The following is an 18071-nucleotide window of genomic DNA, read 5'->3' on the forward strand; positions in this document are numbered from 1 at the left end:
CTCAGCTAAAAAATAAGGCAGCTATTATACCTTTAAGTGCGCGCAGGCCAAGGTAGGTGGTTGCCAACAGCAGCAGCGTGATCAGCAGCGCCAGCAAATAGTAAAACAGCCTTACCAGGCTGGTTTTAAGCTTCAGTAGCAGGCCTTGTCCGCTGATTACCACCGGCAACTCACGGTTAAATAAGCCGGCCCATAACCACAGCAGCAAACTGCTGACGGCCAGCAGCACACTGCTTAGTTGCCAGCGCTGCGCCTGCTCCACAGCAGCGGCAAATAATAACCAGCCAAAAGCGGCTACCGCCAAAGTGCATAACAGTAAAAAAAATGGCCGTAGTGGATACAGCCGCCGCGCCCAGCGCTGATAAAACGCCAGCATCAGCCGTGCTCCAATATAGTTAGCGTGGAGGGATACAGTGCCAGAATACCGCTTTGGCCCTGCATGTCGCCGATTAACCAGATTTGTTCAAACGGGTGGCGTTTGGGCATATGCAGTTGATGGTAGTGCTGCAAAATTTCGCGCCTTGTCCACAGCGGATTAGCATTGCGGATAACTAACCAAACCCGCTCGGTATGGTAGGTTTTTTCTGCTTTGTTACTGATCAGCCGGTTCAGTGCCGTCAGCAAACGATGTTGCACCGGGGTGCGCAGCAATGCCAACAGCTCTTTGTGGGTGTTACTGCCAAGCTCGCGGCCGAGAATATGCATTGCTTCCACTTCACTGCCATATAAATGCGCAATTTCCAGATCGAGCTTTTGCTCGTCGTAGTAACAGGATACATCCGGCCGCGCCGGCTCATTATGCCAGATATGCCGCATTGCAATACCAAAGCGCTGCTCGTACAAGCGCATAAACAAACGAGCAGCTTCATGCTCCAGTTTTATTTTTTCTTCATTGCCGTTCATCTGCTGCAACATACTTTTGCTTCAGTGTGTCATAACCACCGTGATTGGTAAGGTTGGTATAGCCCTGTTGCTGCAAGGTTTCAATGGCAATACCGGCCCGACGCCCGCTACCGCAGTACAGGGCAATATTAGTGTCTTTATCCAGCTTCAGCTCGTTAATTCGCTGTGCAACTTCAGTGTGCGGAATATTAACTGCACCCGGCAGATGGCCGGAAGCAAACTCCTCAGCACTGCGTACATCCAACCAGACCGTTTGTGGCTGCGTGGCAGCACAACCGCTAAGTAACAACAGCAAACCTATAATGATTTGTCTCATTTCGCCAGCTCCTGTACGTTAGACTCCGGCAATGGCCGGAGTGAAATAATATTGCCAAATTTCGATCATCACCGGTACAACAGATAACAGCAAAATAATCGCCATACAAATATTAAAAATACGCTGAAACAGCGCCTTAGTCAGCACCGTTCGAAGGGCTGCACCAAACACTAACCACAAACCGACGCAGGGAAACGCTACCAGCAAAAAGGCGGAGGTAATAACACTGACTTCAAGCCAATACACACCGCCTACTGTGGTAAAGGCCGCCACTGCGCCGCTGGCCATAACCCAGGCTTTACCGTTAACCCATTGAAATAATGCCGCTTGCATAAAACTGAACGGCTTACTTTTACCCTGCTCTATTGCTTTGGGCTCAGCACTGGCAATATGCCAGGCCAGCCAGATAAGATAGGCTACACCTAATACTTTAATCAGTTGATGCAAATGCGGATAACGTTCAAACACTACCCCAAAACCCAATCCCACCAGCAATACCATCAGCGGGAAACCTAAACAAATCCCCAGCAAATGCGGTACGCTGGCCTTCACGCCATAGTTTACGCCGGATGACATAATCATCACATTATTCGGGCCTGGTGTAATGGTGGTAGAAAAGGCAAAAAACAAAACGGCGAAAAACAACTCCATGTTAAACCTGTGCTAAAAGCTGAATAGTTACTGCGGATAATACCAGAGTCGTGCGTCTTTAATAGGCGTTTGTGCCGGTAATAACGGGTTTTTCAAGCGGATAATCTGCCGCTGCTCCAGCTTAAGCTCAGCCAGGTGGCCGGCGAAAAACTGTTGAAACAGCTGCTCAAAAGTGCCGTCTGCGATAATCTTGCGCAGGCCGTTCTCAATATCCTGCGCCAATTGCTCGTTGGCATTATTGACAAAGAAATAACTGGCGGTAGGGTAATACAGCACCCAATGTTGTTCGATCACAATATTACGCGGGCTTAACAGCGAGGCCTCATCGGCAATTTCCAGCGCATTACGCGGTACAGCATCTACGCGGCCTTTTTCCAGCATGGAGAACAAGTTGTCATAACCGGCGGCACCTAATACCGAAAAACCATTGAGCTGCAGTACCTTGGCGTCAACCCAGTCATGGCCCTGTGCATACACCAGGCGCCGGATCACCGCTGCAGACGTGTCAGCGGCGAATTTGGCCTGCTGATCGGCACGGATCAACATAATGCGGTAGCCACTGAGGCCCCTGAAAATAGGAATACGTATCGGGCGTAAATCCAGCTCGCGCTCTACCGATGTCATGGTCCATAACACATCAAGCTCAGTGTGTTCTTTTAAAAACACCATGCTGCGCGATTTTGACATCCGCTCTGACGAGCTTTGCAGCTGATACTGCCGCGGCGATTGCGCCAGGGCCAGCTCCAGCAACGCCAACGGATAAGCCGAGCGCGGGTCTTCTACATGCGCTATGGCAGGATAACGCACCAGTTCAGCAAGGACTGTATTTGCCAGCAGTAAACAAAAACAGCACAAAATTGCACGCTTCACTATTTTTCACCAAATAACTGTGCCATGTTATTACTGTAGTATTGCCGGCTTTGCCGAAAACGGCTGGCTAAAATCTGATATTTACTTTATAAAAAACACAGCATTATCACTGCTCAAAAAAATAACATATGGAGATAAATATGAATAAAATTCTGGGTCTGGCAATTTTAGTCGCGGGTGTCATTCTGTTGTATTTTGGTTACACCGAATATAATTCCACCGCTTCTCAGGTAACAGAGGTAGTTACCGGCAACCCTACCGATAACGCCATCTGGTTTTTGGTCGGTGGTGCCGTAGCCGCCATTATTGGTCTGGGTGTATTACTGAAAAAGTAACGCAGTTAAAAAAATAAAGGCCGCAATGCGGCCTTTATTTTTTGTTTTAACAGTAACTTACTCTTCTTCTTTACCCCAGCTGTCACGCAGCCCTACAGTGCGGTTAAATACCGGCTTGTCTGTGCCGGAGTCACGGCTATCAGCACAATAGTAGCCTTCGCGTTCAAACTGGTAGGCTTGCTCAGCCTTAGCCGCCAGCAATGAAGGTTCAACCAGCCCCTGCTTCACCACTAATGATTGCGCATTAATCACCTGCAGGAAATCCTCTTCCGCTGCCGGGTTAGCCACACTGAATAAACGATCGTACACGCGAAATTCAGCCGGTACAGCATTACCTGCTTCAACCCAATGGATAACACCGCGCACCTTACGGCCATCAGCCGGGTTTTCACCCAGGGTTTCCGGCAAGTATGAGCATTTAAGCTCAACAATATTGCCGTCAGCATCCTTTACCACTTCATCGGCATGAATAACGTAGGCATTACGTAAGCGTACATCACCGTTTAGCACCAGGCGTTTATACTTTTTATTCGCCTCTTCACGAAAATCTGCTTTGTCGATATACACTACCGGACCAAACGGCAGTTTACGGCTGCCCATGGTGTCATCTTTCGGATGGTTCGGCGCCTCTACCCACTCAATGCCACCGGCCGGGTAGTTAGTAATAGTTACCTTCAGCGGGTCCAGTACGGCCATAGCGCGTGGTGCTGCGGCGTCTAAATCTTCGCGGATACAGGCTTCCAGCGCGCTCATTTCAATCACATTGTCTTGCTTGGTCACACCAATGCGTTTGGCAAACTCACGAATAGCGGCCGGGGTATAACCACGACGGCGTAAGCCGGCAATGGTTGGCATACGCGGATCGTCCCAGCCGGATACCACGTTTTGCTCTACCAGGGTTTGCAGCTTGCGCTTGCTCATTACCGCATATTCAAGATTCAACCGGGAAAACTCAATTTGCTGCGGGTGGCAGGCAATAGTAATGTTATCCAGGATCCAGTCGTACAAGCGGCGGTTATCCTGGAACTCCAACGTACACAGCGAGTGCGTAATGCCTTCCAGCGCATCAGAAATACAGTGAGTAAAGTCGTACATCGGGTAGATGCACCACTTATCGCCGGTTTGATGGTGGTGGGCAAACTTAACACGGTATATTACCGGGTCACGCATGCACATAAAGCTGGAGGCCATATCAATTTTGGCGCGCAGCGAACATTCACCTTCTTTAAAGCCACCGGCGCGCATTTTCTCAAACAGCGCCAGGTTTTCTGCCGGGCTGGTATCGCGCGTTGGGCTGGGTTTGCCGGGCTGAGTTAAATTGCCACGATATTCGCGCATTTGCTCGCCGTTTAAAAAACACACATAGGCCAGGCCTTTATTAATCAGCTCTACCGCATAGCCATACAGCGCATCAAAGTAGTCAGATGAATACCGTACCTCACCACTCCACTGAAAACCCAGCCAGTTCACATCTTGCTGAATCGAGTTCACAAACTCGACGTTTTCTTTTTCCGGGTTAGTATCATCAAAGCGCAGGTTGCACTGGCCCTGATAATCTTGCGCGATACCGAAATTCAGACAGATTGATTTGGCATGGCCAATATGTAAATAACCGTTAGGCTCAGGCGGGAAACGGGTTTGCACCGCGCTATGCTTGCCGGAAGCTAAATCGGTATCAATAATTTGCCGGATAAAATTAGTTGGGCGATGTTCTGCGTCCGCCATAATGCGCTGTATCCTTAAGTGCTGAAAATAAAATATCGCGGCATTATAGCAGCAGAAACACTGCTGACCACTGCCGGTGGTGTCTTAACTGAAAGATTTTGTCCGCCTATACAGGCGATGGACTTAACAGCTGCTCTACTGCGCTGATACACGCCTCCAGCCGTTGATAATATTCGGGGGCATCAACAATGCAAAAATTGTCCGTGTCGAAGCCATACCGGCGATACAAGCTCATCAGCTGTTCAAAGCTCAGATCCCGTACCTTTTGCTCACTCAGCTCACGCATACCATCAGCAACCCAGGGCACTGTGGGTTTAAGTGCAATGACTAAGTCATATTTCTCAGGCGCGATAAAGCTCCCGACGCGGCTGGCCACCTCGCCGGAAAATACCTTACTGAAAAAGGCGGTTACCACGGCATCGGTGTCAAAAAAACACACTTTGTTAGCACTTCGCAGAGCTTTTAAATCCTGCTCATACTGTAAATGCGCGATACGGTTGAAGTCTTCCGCCTCAAACAGATCACCATTTCCGCCTACTACGTCTTGCTGATAATCACGTCCCAGCTCTTCTGACCAGGAGGTGCAATACACTTTGGCCAACTTGCGGGTTAAGGTAGTTTTGCCGCAGGACTCAGGCCCGGTAATTAACACCTTACGGGCAAAAAATGGTCTGGCAGACCCGGCAATATAGTCCCAGTGTAAATACGGGTGATTACGGATTTCGGTGCCGCTGATAGGCCACTGCGTACGCTGTGGGTCCAGCACTGTGTAGTCAATACCCGGAAAGTGCCGGCTGTGGCCGTCGCGATAACTCTCTTCACCGCCAAAGATAACGGCAAAATGTTCAGATACAGTGTGTTTAAGCAAAGCGGCATAATCAGCCCAACCTTGCGGGAAGGGTGCCATGGCATCTTCGTTTTGCAGCAGCACCTCAATGCCCAGACCCTGTAACTCCTGCGACAACCAACGCTGACGCAGCACACCGCTGATATAACCGATACCGGCGCTGCGGCACAGCTCACCATCTTCCGCAGTACGCTCACTGACTACCACATACAGCTTGTCGCACAACGCATGTGCGCGCAGTATCGCTGTAATATGACCGCGATGCGGTGGTAAAAACTTACCCGGAAAAACACCAATTTTCGCCATGTGAGCCAGGCCCCTTATTATAATGGCAAGGTTAAGTTCCGCTGTACCGAACTTAACCTAAATTAACCGATGTTAAATAAATTCATTTAAATTCGTTTGGATCATTGATATAACAGTCTTGAGCAATATCATTTTTGCTGTTTAAATACTAACTAATAATAAAAAATATCCAGGAAATATCTTATGAAAATATCGAGACTTTCACCACTCGCATTAGCAGTAAGCAGTTTATTAACCAGTACCGCATTTTCTGTAGCAGCGCAGGAAGTTGAGAAAGACAGTCCAACTGCTGAACGTACAGAGCGTATTTCAGTTTTAGGTTCAAGGATTCGCTCAGATGGTTTGGATAAAGCCTCACCAGTAGAAGTTATCAGTGCAGACGTAGCTATAGGACAAGGTCTTAGTACGCTGGGAGATCTGTTGCGCAACTCCACTGTTGCCGCAGGTGCGAACCAAATCACCTCGGCTACATCGACATCAATTTCTGAAGGTGGTATCGGTGTAGAAACAGTGTCACTGCGCGGACTTGGCGCTAACCGCACTCTGGTTCTGTTAAACGGTCGCCGTATTGGCCCAGCCGGTACCCGCGGTTCAGTTTCAGCGTTCGATTTAAATATTATGCCGCTGGCTGCCGTTGACAGGGTTGAAATCTTAAAAGATGGCGCGTCTTCTCTTTATGGCTCCGATGCCGTTGCCGGTGTGGTAAATATCATTACGAAAAAAGGTGATGAGAGCACTCTTAATGTCAATATGAGTAAACCTCAGGACGATGGTGGCGAAACGCTGCGGCTAAGTGGCAGCATTGGCAGAACCTTTAGTAAAGGTTCTGTTCGCCTGGTTGCAGACTACCGCAAAGATAGCGAATTACAACGTGGAGACCGCGACTTTTTTGATTGTGCAGAAAACTACTATTTTGATACAGTAACCGGTGAGCGCAAAGATGTTATCGATCCACGTACCGGCTCATACCACTGTAATGACCTACCTGCCGGCCATGTTTGGGTTTACGACTATGCGCAATATGGCGGTGATGGCACAACTAACGTACCAAACGGTGGCGGTGCTTCAACCTTATTGCAGTACGACTATGATGGCAATTTAGCACAGTACTTACCGCCTTTTACGGCAGACCCTTCTAATCCGGCGCATTTACGTGTACCAGCCGGATGGTACCCGGTGAACTACAGCCGCGAAACTGCAGGTTTAACCAACTCAAGCCATCCGTTTCAATCTCTGAGCACACTAGTGCCGGAGCGTGAAACTCAAACAGCCTTTGCTCAGGGTGAATATTGGTTAACTGATGACGTTACACTTTACGCTGAAGCACTATTTAACCGTCGTGAAACCATCTCCAATGGTTACCGTCAGTTCTGGAACCTGTTCCATTACACCAACGATGGTGCTGGTGTATTACCAGACAGCACCTTAAGCCCGGGCTGGACCGGTGCTCAGGGCCTGAGCTCTACTCCAATTACCGATCACGACGGAGACAAAATAACGGTAGATTACCGCCGCTTTGTTGTGGGTGCTGAGGGTAGTCTCGGTGACTGGAGCTGGGATATGAATTTTCAGACCAGCCGCAGTGATGGTGACTACTACAGTAAGTTAATCTTTAACGATGCCATTCGCTCGCAGGAGTTTATTACCGAATCCTGTGTTGGCACTAACTTGTCAGTACGGGATATCCCGTGTATAGATTTGCCCTGGTTAGACCCAGATTTCCTTAACGGCCAATATACATCAGAGCAGCGTGCTTTTATGTTCGGTGATGAAACCGGTAATACCGTATACAAACAGCATACTTTTGAAGCCGTAATCAGTGGCGACCTGTTCGAGCTGCCGGCAGGTATTGCTGGCATGGCTTTTGGTATGCAGCATCAACGGGATGAAATTCTTGATACACCCGGCGCAGTCACTCTGGCCCGTAATACCTGGGGTACTTCGTCTGCAGGGATCACGGCTGGTAAATCAACAACCAAAGCAGTCTTCACAGAATTGCAGCTGCCACTGCTACGCGAATTACCGGCTGTCGAGCGTTTAGATCTCGAGTTGTCAGCCCGTTATACCGATGTTTCAACCTCAGGTAACGATACAACCTATAAAGTTGGTTTAAACTGGGACATTGCCGGAGGTTTACGTTTACGCGCCTCGCAAGGTACCTCTTTCCGTTCACCAGCGCTGTATGAGTTGTATCTGAACGACCAGGTAAGTTTCCCGCGCGTAGCTGACCCTTGTGCCAACTGGGGCACTTCGCTTGCAAATGGTGGCATTTCACAGCTAACAGCCGACAACTGTGCCGCTGAAGGTATTGCGCCTGATTTCAGACCACCGGCTACCAGCAATACTGCCGTTTCAGGTGGCGGCTTGGGCGAGTTAGTTGCAGAAACATCTACCGCACGCACTGTTGGTCTGGTATACACGCCAGAGTGGACCAACTTCAGCATGAGCGTCGATTATTTCGATATCGAAATTAAAGGTGAAGTGACTCAGCTTACCGCAGCCCAGGTAGTTACCGGTTGTTATTCGTCGACCGAATTTAGCACAGAGCCACTATGTAATTTATTCGAACGTAATGATTTGGGACAAGTTGACAATATCAGACTGGATTATCTGAATATTGCCAGTCAGTTCAACCGCGGCTTCGACTTTATCTTTAATTACAATAAAGACACTGAATATGGTCAGTTCTTCGCGAGCTACAATCACACCATTCAGATTGAAGCCGCTGAAAGACTACTACCAACCAGCCCGGTTGAAAACGAAGCAGGCCGCTTGGGCCGGCCGCGCCATGTCGGTAATTTGTTTTTAGGTTGGACAATGAATGATCTTACGATCAATTGGACAACTCGTATGGTAGGTAAAGCTTCTGAGATGGATAAATATATAGCGGATAACAACAAAAACACCGTTACCTACTGGGAGGAGCAAGTTGATCTTGATTTATCAACACCATCTGTGTTCTACCATTCACTATCCGCTACCTACAACTTCAGTGACAGTGGCGTAACCTTAACAACTGGTGTATCAAATTTATTTGACAAAGAACCGCCGAAGTTAAGTCGTGCAACGAACTATACAGACCGTGTTGGTACTTCAGCATTCTACAGCCAGTATGACTTTATTGGTCGGCGTCTGTTTGTTGATATCACCTACTCGTTTTAACTGATTATTGTGTTAAAACTGAACGAAATGCCGGCTTAGGCCGGCATTTTATTTTGTAACAGCAACCTATTTTACTGATAACATCAGCGACATTTTAAACCCATAAACGAGGATCTGCATGCCACGCATTATCGCCAAGCCTGATACCTTAGACGAACTAAACGCTAACTTTAATCAGCAACGACTTGAACACAATGTATTTCTAAATTCCGTACCAAAAAGCGGAACACACTTAATCCGTAATATTTTTCGCATGTTTGTACCTTTAGAACAGCAATACAATAAAGCTTTTGTCCAACTTCCGGTACTGGAGCAACACCAAAAGGCTTTTGACCCGCGCAAACCTGAAGTTAGCTGGGGGCATTTGGTATTTAGCGACGTTTCGGCGATGGTATTGCACGAAACACGTAAACTGGTGCTGGTGCGTGATCCCTATGACTGGGTAATAGCGCGCGCCCGGTTTTTCATGTCGGATAACTTTGTTGGTCATACCGACGTGATCCGCAGTGGTAGAATTACGGTAACAGAACTACTCAACTTGATGGTGTTTGGTATCTATGGTCTCGCCCCTACTCTACAGGAGATCTATAATCTGAATGCTGTAGCCTGGCTGGGTACCGACTGCAAACTGGTGCGGCTGGAAGATTTAACGCATCACATTAAACATTTGGACACCATCGAAGCCGAGGTTTATTTCGCTGATCTGCTAGGTATACTCGGACACAGCTCATTACCGGCCGATTGGCGCGAACGTGTCCGTATTGGTGCCGATCCGGCGCAATCGAGTACTTATCGTGATAATCTTACCGGGATCACGATGAAGTTCCCGAAGCAGCTTCCAGAAATGCAAAAGCGGATTGTCGATTATGCGGCCCCAGGGCTTAGGCAGCTTCTGGGTTATACCTGATTTTTGGCAACAAAAAACCCGCTAGGCCAGCGGGTTTTTTAATCTAAATCAGTAAGTTATTACCAACCGGTAATTTCCTTCAGTGCTTTACCAATATCGACTAAGCTCTTCACGGTTTTAACACTGGTCTCTTCCGGTGCCGCGAATTTCTCATCCGCACCATCCGAAAATCAGTAAAAACGCCACCCAGAGCCTTTCCGGGTAAATTATCCTTCCCAGCCTGGCTCAAACGGGAAACGTCTGATCCAGAAATCCTGTAACTGCGGCAACGCATCTACCCGTTTCACAACGTCGGCCATAGCCGGAGCTTCGCTGTAAAAGCATCTGCGTCCGGGTGTCCAGCGACTGGCCACGGCGACATAGATATCCAGCACGCTAAGCTGATCTCCCAGCAGAAAACAACCTGGTGTCAGTTGCCGGTCCATGACCTGCCAGCACCAGGCTATGCGCTCTGCGGTACGTTGCAGCAGCTGCGGATATAATGCGGTGTTTGGCCCCATCAACCGTTCTGGCTCGTCCCGCACCCAATACATGGAATATATCGCTGCCGGAATAAAGCTCATCCAACGCAAAAACTGCGCCCGGGTCGCGGTGCCGGGTAATGGTGCCAGCCCCGCTTCAGGATGTTGCTCGGTTAACCATAATAAAATGGCGGCACTTTCGGTTATTACTTCATCCTGCGGTGTTATCAATACCGGCAACTGCCGCATTGGGTTTACCGCCGCCACTTTGTTACGTTGGTGCTCTCCTTCCCAGGTTGGCGCCTCTACCAGCACCTGATAGGCAGCACCAATCAGCTCAAGCGTGGCTTCAACGGCTACGGAGCCTGAACCTGCAGCGCCGTAAATGCTGTACATAGCCCCTCCTTAATCTGAATCAGCAGAGATAAAAAAAACCCGCTGAGTAAGCGGGTTTTTTAGAATTTAAATCAGTAGCTTATTACCAGCCAGTGATTTCTTTCAGTGCTTTACCGATATCGGCTAAGCTCTTCACGGTTTTAACACCGGCATCTTCCAGTGCAGCGAATTTCTCGTCCGCAGTACCTTTACCACCAGAGATGATAGCGCCGGCGTGGCCCATACGCTTACCTGCTGGTGCTGTAACACCGGCAATGTAAGATACTACAGGCTTAGTCACGTGCTGCTTGATATAAGCAGCCGCTTCTTCTTCTGCAGAACCACCAATTTCACCGATCATTACGATGGCTTCAGTTTGTGGATCGTCCTGGAATAATTTCAGGATGTCGATAAAGTTAGAACCCGGGATCGGGTCACCACCGATACCAACACAGGTAGACTGGCCAAAACCGTAATCGGTAGTTTGTTTTACCGCTTCATAAGTCAGCGTGCCTGAACGTGAAACGATACCAACTTTACCCGGCTTATGGATATGGCCTGGCATGATACCAATTTTACATTCACCCGGCGTGATCACGCCCGGGCAGTTAGGACCAATTAAGATTACGCCTAATTCGTCACATTTTACTTTAGCGTCCAGCATGTCCAGCGTAGGAATGCCTTCGGTGATACAAACGATCAGCTTAATACCACCGTTTGCTGCTTCTAAAATAGAATCTTTACAGAATGGCGCCGGTACATAGATAACAGACGCTGTCGCGCCGGTAGCCGCTACCGCTTCTTCTACAGTGTTAAACACCGGTAAACCCAGGTGCGTTTGACCACCTTTACCCGGCGTTACACCACCAACCATTTTAGTGCCGTAAGCAATGGCTTGCTCAGAGTGGAAAGTACCCTGTGCACCGGTGAAACCCTGACAAATTACTTTGGTATCTTTATTAATTAAAACGCTCATTGCTTACCCCTTATGCCTTGGCCGCTGCTGCAACGACTTGCTTGGCTGCGCCAGTCAGGTCTGTGTCAGCGATAATGTTCAGGCCGCTTTCAGACAGCACTTTAGCACCCAGTTCTGCATTGTTACCTTGCAGACGCACAACAACCGGTACTTTAACGCCAACTTCTTTCACTGCGCCGATAACACCTTCAGCAATCATGTCACAACGCACGATACCGCCGAAAATGTTGATGAAAACGGCTTTAACCGCAGTGTCAGACAGGATAATTTTGAATGCTTCAACTACGCGCTCTTTGGTTGCGCCGCCGCCAACGTCCAGGAAGTTAGCCGGTTGGCCACCGTGCAATTTAACGATGTCCATCGTACCCATTGCCAGGCCGGCACCGTTAACCATACAGCCGATGTCGCCACCTAAGGCTACATAGTTCAGCTCCCATGAAGCAGCGTGTGCTTCACGTGGATCTTCCTGTGATGGATCCTGCATTTCTTTTAATTCAGGGTGACGGTACAATGCATTACCATCGATAACCAGTTTGGCATCTAAACAGTGCAGGTCGCCGGCCGGTGTAATAACCAGCGGATTTACTTCTAACAGTGCCAGGTCTTTTTCCTGGAACAATTTCGCCAGACCCATGAAAATTTTCACGAATTGGTTAATTTGTTTGCCTTCCAGGCCCAGTTTAAAGGCCAGGTCGCGGCCCTGGTATGGCTGAGCGCCAACCAACGGGTCGATAGCGGCTTTCAGAATTTTTTCCGGTGTTTCGTGGGCTACGGTTTCAATTTCCACGCCACCTTCAGTAGAGGCCATAAACACGATACGACGTGAAGAGCGATCTACTACTGCACCTAAGTACAGCTCTTTTGCGATGTCAGTACAAGGTTCAACCAGGATACGGCTTACCGGCTGACCTTTTTCGTCAGTTTGGTAAGTTACCAGGTTCTTGCCAAGCCATTTTTCTGCGAAAGCTTTGATGTCTTCTTTGCTCTTAACCAGCTTCACACCGCCCGCTTTACCGCGACCACCAGCGTGAACCTGCGCCTTGACAACAAACATATCGCCGCCGATTTTATCTGCAGCTGCTACCGCTTCTTCAACTGTAGCTGCGGCGATGCCTTTAGATACAGGCAAACCATATTGGGCAAACAGTTGCTTACCCTGATACTCGTGCAAATTCATGGCTATTTTCCGTTCATTTGAATATGGAGGCTGGCCACTATGGTCCAACCTGACTTTGATCGGCGCGTATTATAATGCCAATCGGTTTGATAAAAAATGCTGTTGTCACAAAACAACAGCATTTTTAGCTATTTTTTCTGAATAATTAGATATCCAGCAAAATACGGGTTGGGTCTTCCAGTAACTCTTTAATAGTTACCAGGAAGCCTACAGACTCTTTACCGTCGATAATACGGTGGTCATAAGACAGCGCCAGATACATCATTGGCAGAATTTCCATCTTGCCATCGACCACCATAACGCGATCCTGGATTTTATGCATACCCAAAATAGCGGACTGTGGCGGGTTGATAATTGGCGTAGACATTAATGAGCCAAACACACCACCGTTAGTGATGGTGAAGTTACCGCCGGTTAAATCATCCATAGCCAACTTGCCGTCACGACCTTTCAGTGCCAGCTCTTTAATGGCTTTTTCAATCTCGGCCAGGTTCATTTTGTCACAATCACGCAGTACCGGCGTTACCAGGCCACGTGGTGTAGACACCGCAATGCTGACATCGAAGTAGTTGTGGTAAACAATATCATCGCCATCAATAGCAGCGTTTACTTCCGGGAAACGCTTCAGCGCTTCAGTAACCGCTTTAACATAGAACGACATAAAGCCTAAACGGATACCATGACGCTTTTCAAACACGTCCTGGTATTGCTTACGCAGGTCCATAATCGGCTTCATGTTTACTTCGTTAAAAGTAGTTAACATGGCCGTGGAGTTTTTCGCTTCCAACAAACGGTTAGCGATGGTTTTGCGCAAACGTGTCATAGGCACACGTTTCTGGCTGCGATCACCGGCTACCGCTGCAGGAGCTGGCGCAGCAGACGCCGCTTTAGCAGGCGCACCGGCAACAAACTTCTCTACGTCTTCTTTGGTAACACGACCATTTTTGCCGGTACCTTTGATTTTGCCGGCATCTAAGCCTTTTTCCGCGATCATGCGGCGCACAGACGGGCTTAAGGCATCGTCGTTGCTATCATCAGATTTAGTATCTGATTTGGCATCTGAGGCTTCGGCTTTAGCATCATCTTTTTTAGCCGGGGCGTCGTCTTTTTTCGCCGCTGGTGCACCACCAGCTTCCATTTTACCGATGACTTCTTCTGCCGTTACGGTCGCACCGGTGTCATGAATGATTTCACCCATTACGCCATCGGCCTGAGCAACAACTTCAAGTACTACTTTGTCAGTTTCAATATCAACTAATACCTGGTCGCGTGTTACAGCTTCGCCTGCTTTAACGTGCCAGGTGGCGATGGTTGCATCAGCAACAGATTCTGGCAGTACGGGTACTTTAATTTCCACTTTTTCACCTTTTACCGGTTGGTCTTATTTCGTTCAACCGGCCCGCAGCGCGGGCCGGACAAGTCATTATTTAATGCTCAGCGCGTCGTTAACCAAAGCCTGTTGCTGCTTGTTATGCACCGACAGATAACCCACTGCCGGCGATGACGAAGCTTCACGACCTGAGTAAGTCAGGTAGCCTGCTTTAGGAATAGCAGCACGGAAATGGTGCTGGCTGCAATACCAGGCGCCCTGGTTTTGCGGCTCCTCCTGACACCAGACAAAGTCCGTCACGTGCTGGTACTGGCTTAACACTTCGGCCATTTCCTCGTGCGGGAACGGGTACAACTGCTCAACACGCACTATAGCCACGTCTTTTTGTTCGCGCTTACGCCGCTCTTCCAGCAGTTCGTAGTACACCTTACCGCTACAGAACACCACGCGCTTAACATCTGTTGGCTTAAGATCGTCTATCTCACCAATCACGTTGTGGAACTTGCCGTCGGCCAGCTCTTCCAGCGTAGAGGTTGCCAGCGGGTGGCGCAGTAACGATTTAGGCGACATGACGATAAGCGGACGACGCATTGGCCGTACCATCTGACGGCGCAACATATTAAACACCTGCGCCGGCGTAGTCGGGATACAGACCTGCATATTGTGATCAGCACATAACTGCAGGAAGCGTTCCAGACGGGCTGAAGAGTGCTCCGGGCCCTGGCCTTCGTAGCCATGCGGCAACAGTAAGGTTAAACCACACAAGCGGCCCCACTTTTGCTCACCTGAACTTAAGAATTGGTCAATTACCACCTGAGCACCGTTGGCGAAGTCGCCAAACTGGCCTTCCCAAATCACCATGGCGCGTGGCTCTGCCGTGGCATAACCGTATTCAAACGCCAATACGGCTTCTTCTGACAATGCAGAGTCATATACCTGGAACGGGCCCTGATCGTCACTGATATGCTCCAGCGGGATATGGGTGCTGCCGTCGGTTTGATTGTGCAGTACTGCATGGCGATGGAAGAAAGTACCGCGACCGGAGTCCTGGCCGACAATACGAATGCGGCTGCCCTCGGCTACCGTTGAAGCATAAGCCAGGATCTCGGCAAAGCCCCAGTCAATTTTCTTCTCGCCGGAGAGCATTAAAGCACGGTCTTCATACACACGGCCAACCTGACGTTGCAGTGTATGTGACTGTGGAATAGCAGTGGCTTTTTTGCCCAGCTCAACAAGTTTTTCTACCGATACGCTGGCGTCGTAGGTGGCATCCCAGTCGTGGCCGATAAACGGCGTCCAGTCGACAGAAGTCTCTGTCATTGGCCGCCATTCTTCTACCACGCAATCGCCTTTATCCAGCGCATCCCGGTATTGCTCAGTCATGTCACTGATTTGCTCAGTGCTGAACAAGCCTTCGGCCACCAACTTTTTCGCATAAATTTCGCGTGGCGTCGGGTGCTTTTTGATTTTCTGGTACATCAACGGCTGCGTTGCATTTGGCTCATCAGCTTCGTTGTGACCGTTACGGCGGTAACAAACCAGGTCAATTACCACGTCACGCTTAAAGGTGTTGCGGTAATCCACTGCCAACTGCGCGACAAACACCACAGCTTCAGGATCATCACCGTTAACATGGAATATCGGTGCCTGCACCATTTTAGCGATATCGGTACAGTATTCTGTAGAGCGGGTATCTTCCTGCTTCGAGGTGGTAAAACCTACCTGGTTGTTAATCACCAGACGGATAGTACCGCCCACTTTAAAGGCGCGGGTTTGCGAAATATTAAAGGTTTCGGCTACCACACCCTGGCCGGCAAATGCCGAGTCACCATGAATGGTAATGGGCAGTGCCAAAGAGCCGTCAGTACAACCACGACGGTCTAAACGAGCGCGCACCGAGCCCATCACTACCGGGTTTACAATTTCAAGGTGTGACGGGTTAAACGCCAGCGCTAAATGCACATTGCCACCGGCCGTTTCAAAATCAGACGAGAAACCCATATGGTATTTCACGTCACCGGCACCCACTACTTCATACTTACCGGCAAACTCATCAAATAACTTTGACGGGTTTTTACCCAATACGTTAATTAAGGTGTTTAAGCGGCCGCGGTGCGCCATACCGATAACACAGTCTTTCGCGCCCTGCTCGCCGGCACGGTGGATCATGGCTTTAAGCATTGGCACCATGGCATCACCACCTTCCAAACCAAAGCGCTTAGCGCCAGGGAATTTGGATGACAGGTACTTTTCCAGGCCATCTGCCGCAACCAGGCCTTTCAGAATACGGGTTTTGGCGGCTTTGTCATAAGAAGGCGCTGACTGAATAGATTCCAGGCGCTGCTGGATCCAACGTTTTTCGTCGGTGGAAACGATGTGCATGTACTCCGCACCGATAGAACCACAGTAGGTTTTCTCCAGTGCTTTGTGCAAATCACCTAATTTCATCGTTTCTTTGCCAATGGCAAAGGAGCCAACATTGAACTCAGTGTCGTAATCACTCTCGGACAGGTCGTGATAAGACAACTCTAAGTCACGCACGCGAGACTGCTTCCACAGGCCAAGCGGATCTAAATTAGCCTGCTGATGGCCGCGAAAGCGGAAAGAGTTAATCAGTTGCAACACCTTAACCTGACGACTGTCGGCGGCGGTGCCGGAATTGACCACCACCACTTCACGGTGTTTATTGCGGGCCAAGTCGGCAAACTGCTGTCTGACGTCTGAGTGACGGGTTTCAAGATCGACACCGTCAAGTTTTGGCAGTTTGGCGAAAAACTCACGCCATTCATCACCAACGCTGGTAGGTTCAGCTAAGTAGGATTCATAGAGCTCATCGACGTAGGCCATGTTGCCGCCGCCAAGATGAGAAGACTCTAACCACGCCTTCATTACACCTTCGTGCATTTAGTTTCCCTTAATTTCCGCGCACCTGGAAAAAGTAGCAAAAAAATGGCCCGGTTGCATACAACCAGGCTGTTTTTCATGCACATACCAAAAAAGGGCGCATTACAGCGCCCGGTTCAACAACATAGATTTAATTTCGCCAATCGCTTTGGTAGGGTTTAAGCCCTTAGGACATACGTTAACGCAGTTCATGATGCCGTGGCAGCGGAATACGCTGAATGCATCATCCAAATCGTTTAAGCGTTGCTCAGTTGCCGTATCGCGGCTGTCTGCCAGGAAACGGTAAGCATGCAGTAAACCGGCAGGGCCGATAAACTTGTCCGGGTTCCACCAAAATGACGGGCACGAGGTAGAACAACAGGCACACAGAATACACTCGTACAAACCATCCAGTTTAGCGCGCTCTTCCGGTGACTGCAGGTACTCACCGGCCGGTGGTAACTTGCTGTCATTGATCAGGTACGGCTTCACTTTCTCGTACTGGGTGTAAAACTGGCTCATGTCGACTACCAGGTCACGCACTACCGGTAAACCCGGTAATGGACGAACCACAATTTTACCGCCTTTTAAGCCTGCCGCTGACAAAGGCGTAATACAGGCCAGACCGTTTTTACCGTTAATGTTCAAACCATCTGAACCGCATACGCCTTCACGGCAGCTGCGACGGAACGATAAACCCGGGTCCTGCTCTTTTAACTTAATCAGCGCGTCCAGCACCATCATGTCCCGGCCTTCCGGATTATCCAGGGTGTAATCCTGCATGCGCGGCGCTTTGTCGACATCAGGGTTGTAACGATAGACTGAGAATACCAACTTCTTCATCGCT

The 18071-nt window shown here is 49.2% G+C and carries 16 protein-coding genes; 3 read left to right on the forward strand and 13 right to left on the reverse strand.

All coding sequences use genetic code 11. From position 1 onward, the window contains the following. Position 1 precedes the first annotated feature (1 nt). The 5 genes from ACTZWV_RS16340 to ACTZWV_RS16360 are packed head-to-tail and all read right to left on the reverse strand — an operon-like array spanning position 2 to position 2740. Positions 2-376 carry a hypothetical protein gene (locus tag ACTZWV_RS16340; RefSeq protein WP_444787560.1) on the reverse strand — a complete coding sequence of 125 codons (375 nt, stop codon included), beginning with the start codon at positions 374-376 and terminating at the stop codon, positions 2-4. Then, on the reverse strand, positions 376-915 hold the full coding sequence (locus tag ACTZWV_RS16345; RefSeq protein WP_444787561.1) for a hypothetical protein: 540 nt from the start codon (positions 913-915) through the stop codon (positions 376-378). Before ACTZWV_RS16345 ends, ACTZWV_RS16340 begins: the two co-directional genes overlap by 1 nt. After that, positions 890-1219: a rhodanese-like domain-containing protein gene (locus ACTZWV_RS16350; protein WP_305551233.1), complete on the reverse strand. Its 330-nt coding sequence runs from the start codon at positions 1217-1219 to the stop codon at positions 890-892. The genes ACTZWV_RS16345 and ACTZWV_RS16350 overlap by 26 nt, the downstream gene beginning before the upstream one ends. Before the next feature lie 18 nt (positions 1220-1237). Then, a complete protein-coding gene (locus tag ACTZWV_RS16355) occupies positions 1238-1870 on the reverse strand; it encodes a LysE family translocator (protein ID WP_444787562.1) in 633 nt (210 codons plus the stop codon). Positions 1871-1897: 27 nt separating this feature from the next. Next, entirely contained in the window at positions 1898-2740 is an 843-nt protein-coding gene (locus ACTZWV_RS16360) for a hypothetical protein (protein WP_444787563.1), read from the reverse strand. A 140-nt stretch (positions 2741-2880) separates the two neighbouring features. On the opposite strand from ACTZWV_RS16360, the gene ACTZWV_RS16365 reads away from it, so the two are divergent. Next, on the forward strand, positions 2881-3075 hold the full coding sequence (locus ACTZWV_RS16365) for a DUF3185 family protein (protein WP_173500141.1): 195 nt from the start codon (positions 2881-2883) through the stop codon (positions 3073-3075). A 57-nt stretch (positions 3076-3132) separates the two neighbouring features. On the opposite strand, the gene glnS is transcribed toward ACTZWV_RS16365, so the two are convergent. After that, positions 3133-4800, reverse strand: a complete 1668-nt coding sequence (glnS, locus tag ACTZWV_RS16370; protein ID WP_444787564.1) for a glutamine--tRNA ligase — start codon at positions 4798-4800, stop codon at positions 3133-3135. Between the two features lie 106 nt (positions 4801-4906). After that, positions 4907-5953: a multifunctional transcriptional regulator/nicotinamide-nucleotide adenylyltransferase/ribosylnicotinamide kinase NadR gene (nadR, locus tag ACTZWV_RS16375; RefSeq protein WP_444787565.1), complete on the reverse strand. Its 1047-nt coding sequence runs from the start codon at positions 5951-5953 to the stop codon at positions 4907-4909. A 183-nt stretch (positions 5954-6136) separates the two neighbouring features. Between nadR and ACTZWV_RS16380 the strand changes: the two genes are divergently transcribed. After that, a complete protein-coding gene (locus ACTZWV_RS16380; RefSeq protein WP_444787566.1) occupies positions 6137-9115 on the forward strand; it encodes a TonB-dependent receptor domain-containing protein in 2979 nt (992 codons plus the stop codon). A gap of 118 nt (positions 9116-9233) precedes the next feature. Beyond that, on the forward strand, positions 9234-10022 hold the full coding sequence (locus ACTZWV_RS16385) for a hypothetical protein (RefSeq protein ID WP_444787567.1): 789 nt from the start codon (positions 9234-9236) through the stop codon (positions 10020-10022). Positions 10023-10228: 206 nt separating this feature from the next. Here the strand turns inward: ACTZWV_RS16385 and ACTZWV_RS16390 are convergent, their stop codons facing one another. The 6 genes from ACTZWV_RS16390 to ACTZWV_RS16415 form a co-directional block, all read right to left on the reverse strand. Then, positions 10229-10879 (reverse strand): glutathione S-transferase family protein, encoded by a 651-nt coding sequence (locus ACTZWV_RS16390; protein WP_444787568.1) that lies wholly within the window; start codon positions 10877-10879, stop codon positions 10229-10231. Positions 10880-10961: 82 nt separating this feature from the next. Then, positions 10962-11834 carry a succinate--CoA ligase subunit alpha gene (gene sucD / locus ACTZWV_RS16395; RefSeq protein ID WP_444787569.1) on the reverse strand — a complete coding sequence of 291 codons (873 nt, stop codon included), beginning with the start codon at positions 11832-11834 and terminating at the stop codon, positions 10962-10964. A 10-nt stretch (positions 11835-11844) separates the two neighbouring features. Then, entirely contained in the window at positions 11845-13011 is a 1167-nt protein-coding gene (sucC, locus tag ACTZWV_RS16400) for an ADP-forming succinate--CoA ligase subunit beta (RefSeq protein WP_444787570.1), read from the reverse strand. Between the two features lie 145 nt (positions 13012-13156). Continuing rightward, the gene (odhB, locus tag ACTZWV_RS16405) at positions 13157-14368 is read right to left on the reverse strand and encodes a 2-oxoglutarate dehydrogenase complex dihydrolipoyllysine-residue succinyltransferase (RefSeq protein ID WP_444787571.1); all 1212 of its coding nucleotides are present in this window, start codon (positions 14366-14368) and stop codon (positions 13157-13159) included. Positions 14369-14434: 66 nt separating this feature from the next. Beyond that, positions 14435-17245: a 2-oxoglutarate dehydrogenase E1 component gene (locus ACTZWV_RS16410; protein ID WP_444787572.1), complete on the reverse strand. Its 2811-nt coding sequence runs from the start codon at positions 17243-17245 to the stop codon at positions 14435-14437. A 102-nt stretch (positions 17246-17347) separates the two neighbouring features. Continuing rightward, the gene (locus tag ACTZWV_RS16415) at positions 17348-18067 is read right to left on the reverse strand and encodes a succinate dehydrogenase iron-sulfur subunit (protein ID WP_444787573.1); all 720 of its coding nucleotides are present in this window, start codon (positions 18065-18067) and stop codon (positions 17348-17350) included. Positions 18068-18071: the final 4 nt, after the last annotated feature.

This window comes from Rheinheimera sp. NSM (assembly GCF_052380015.1).
Classification (GTDB): domain Bacteria; phylum Pseudomonadota; class Gammaproteobacteria; order Enterobacterales; family Alteromonadaceae; genus Alishewanella.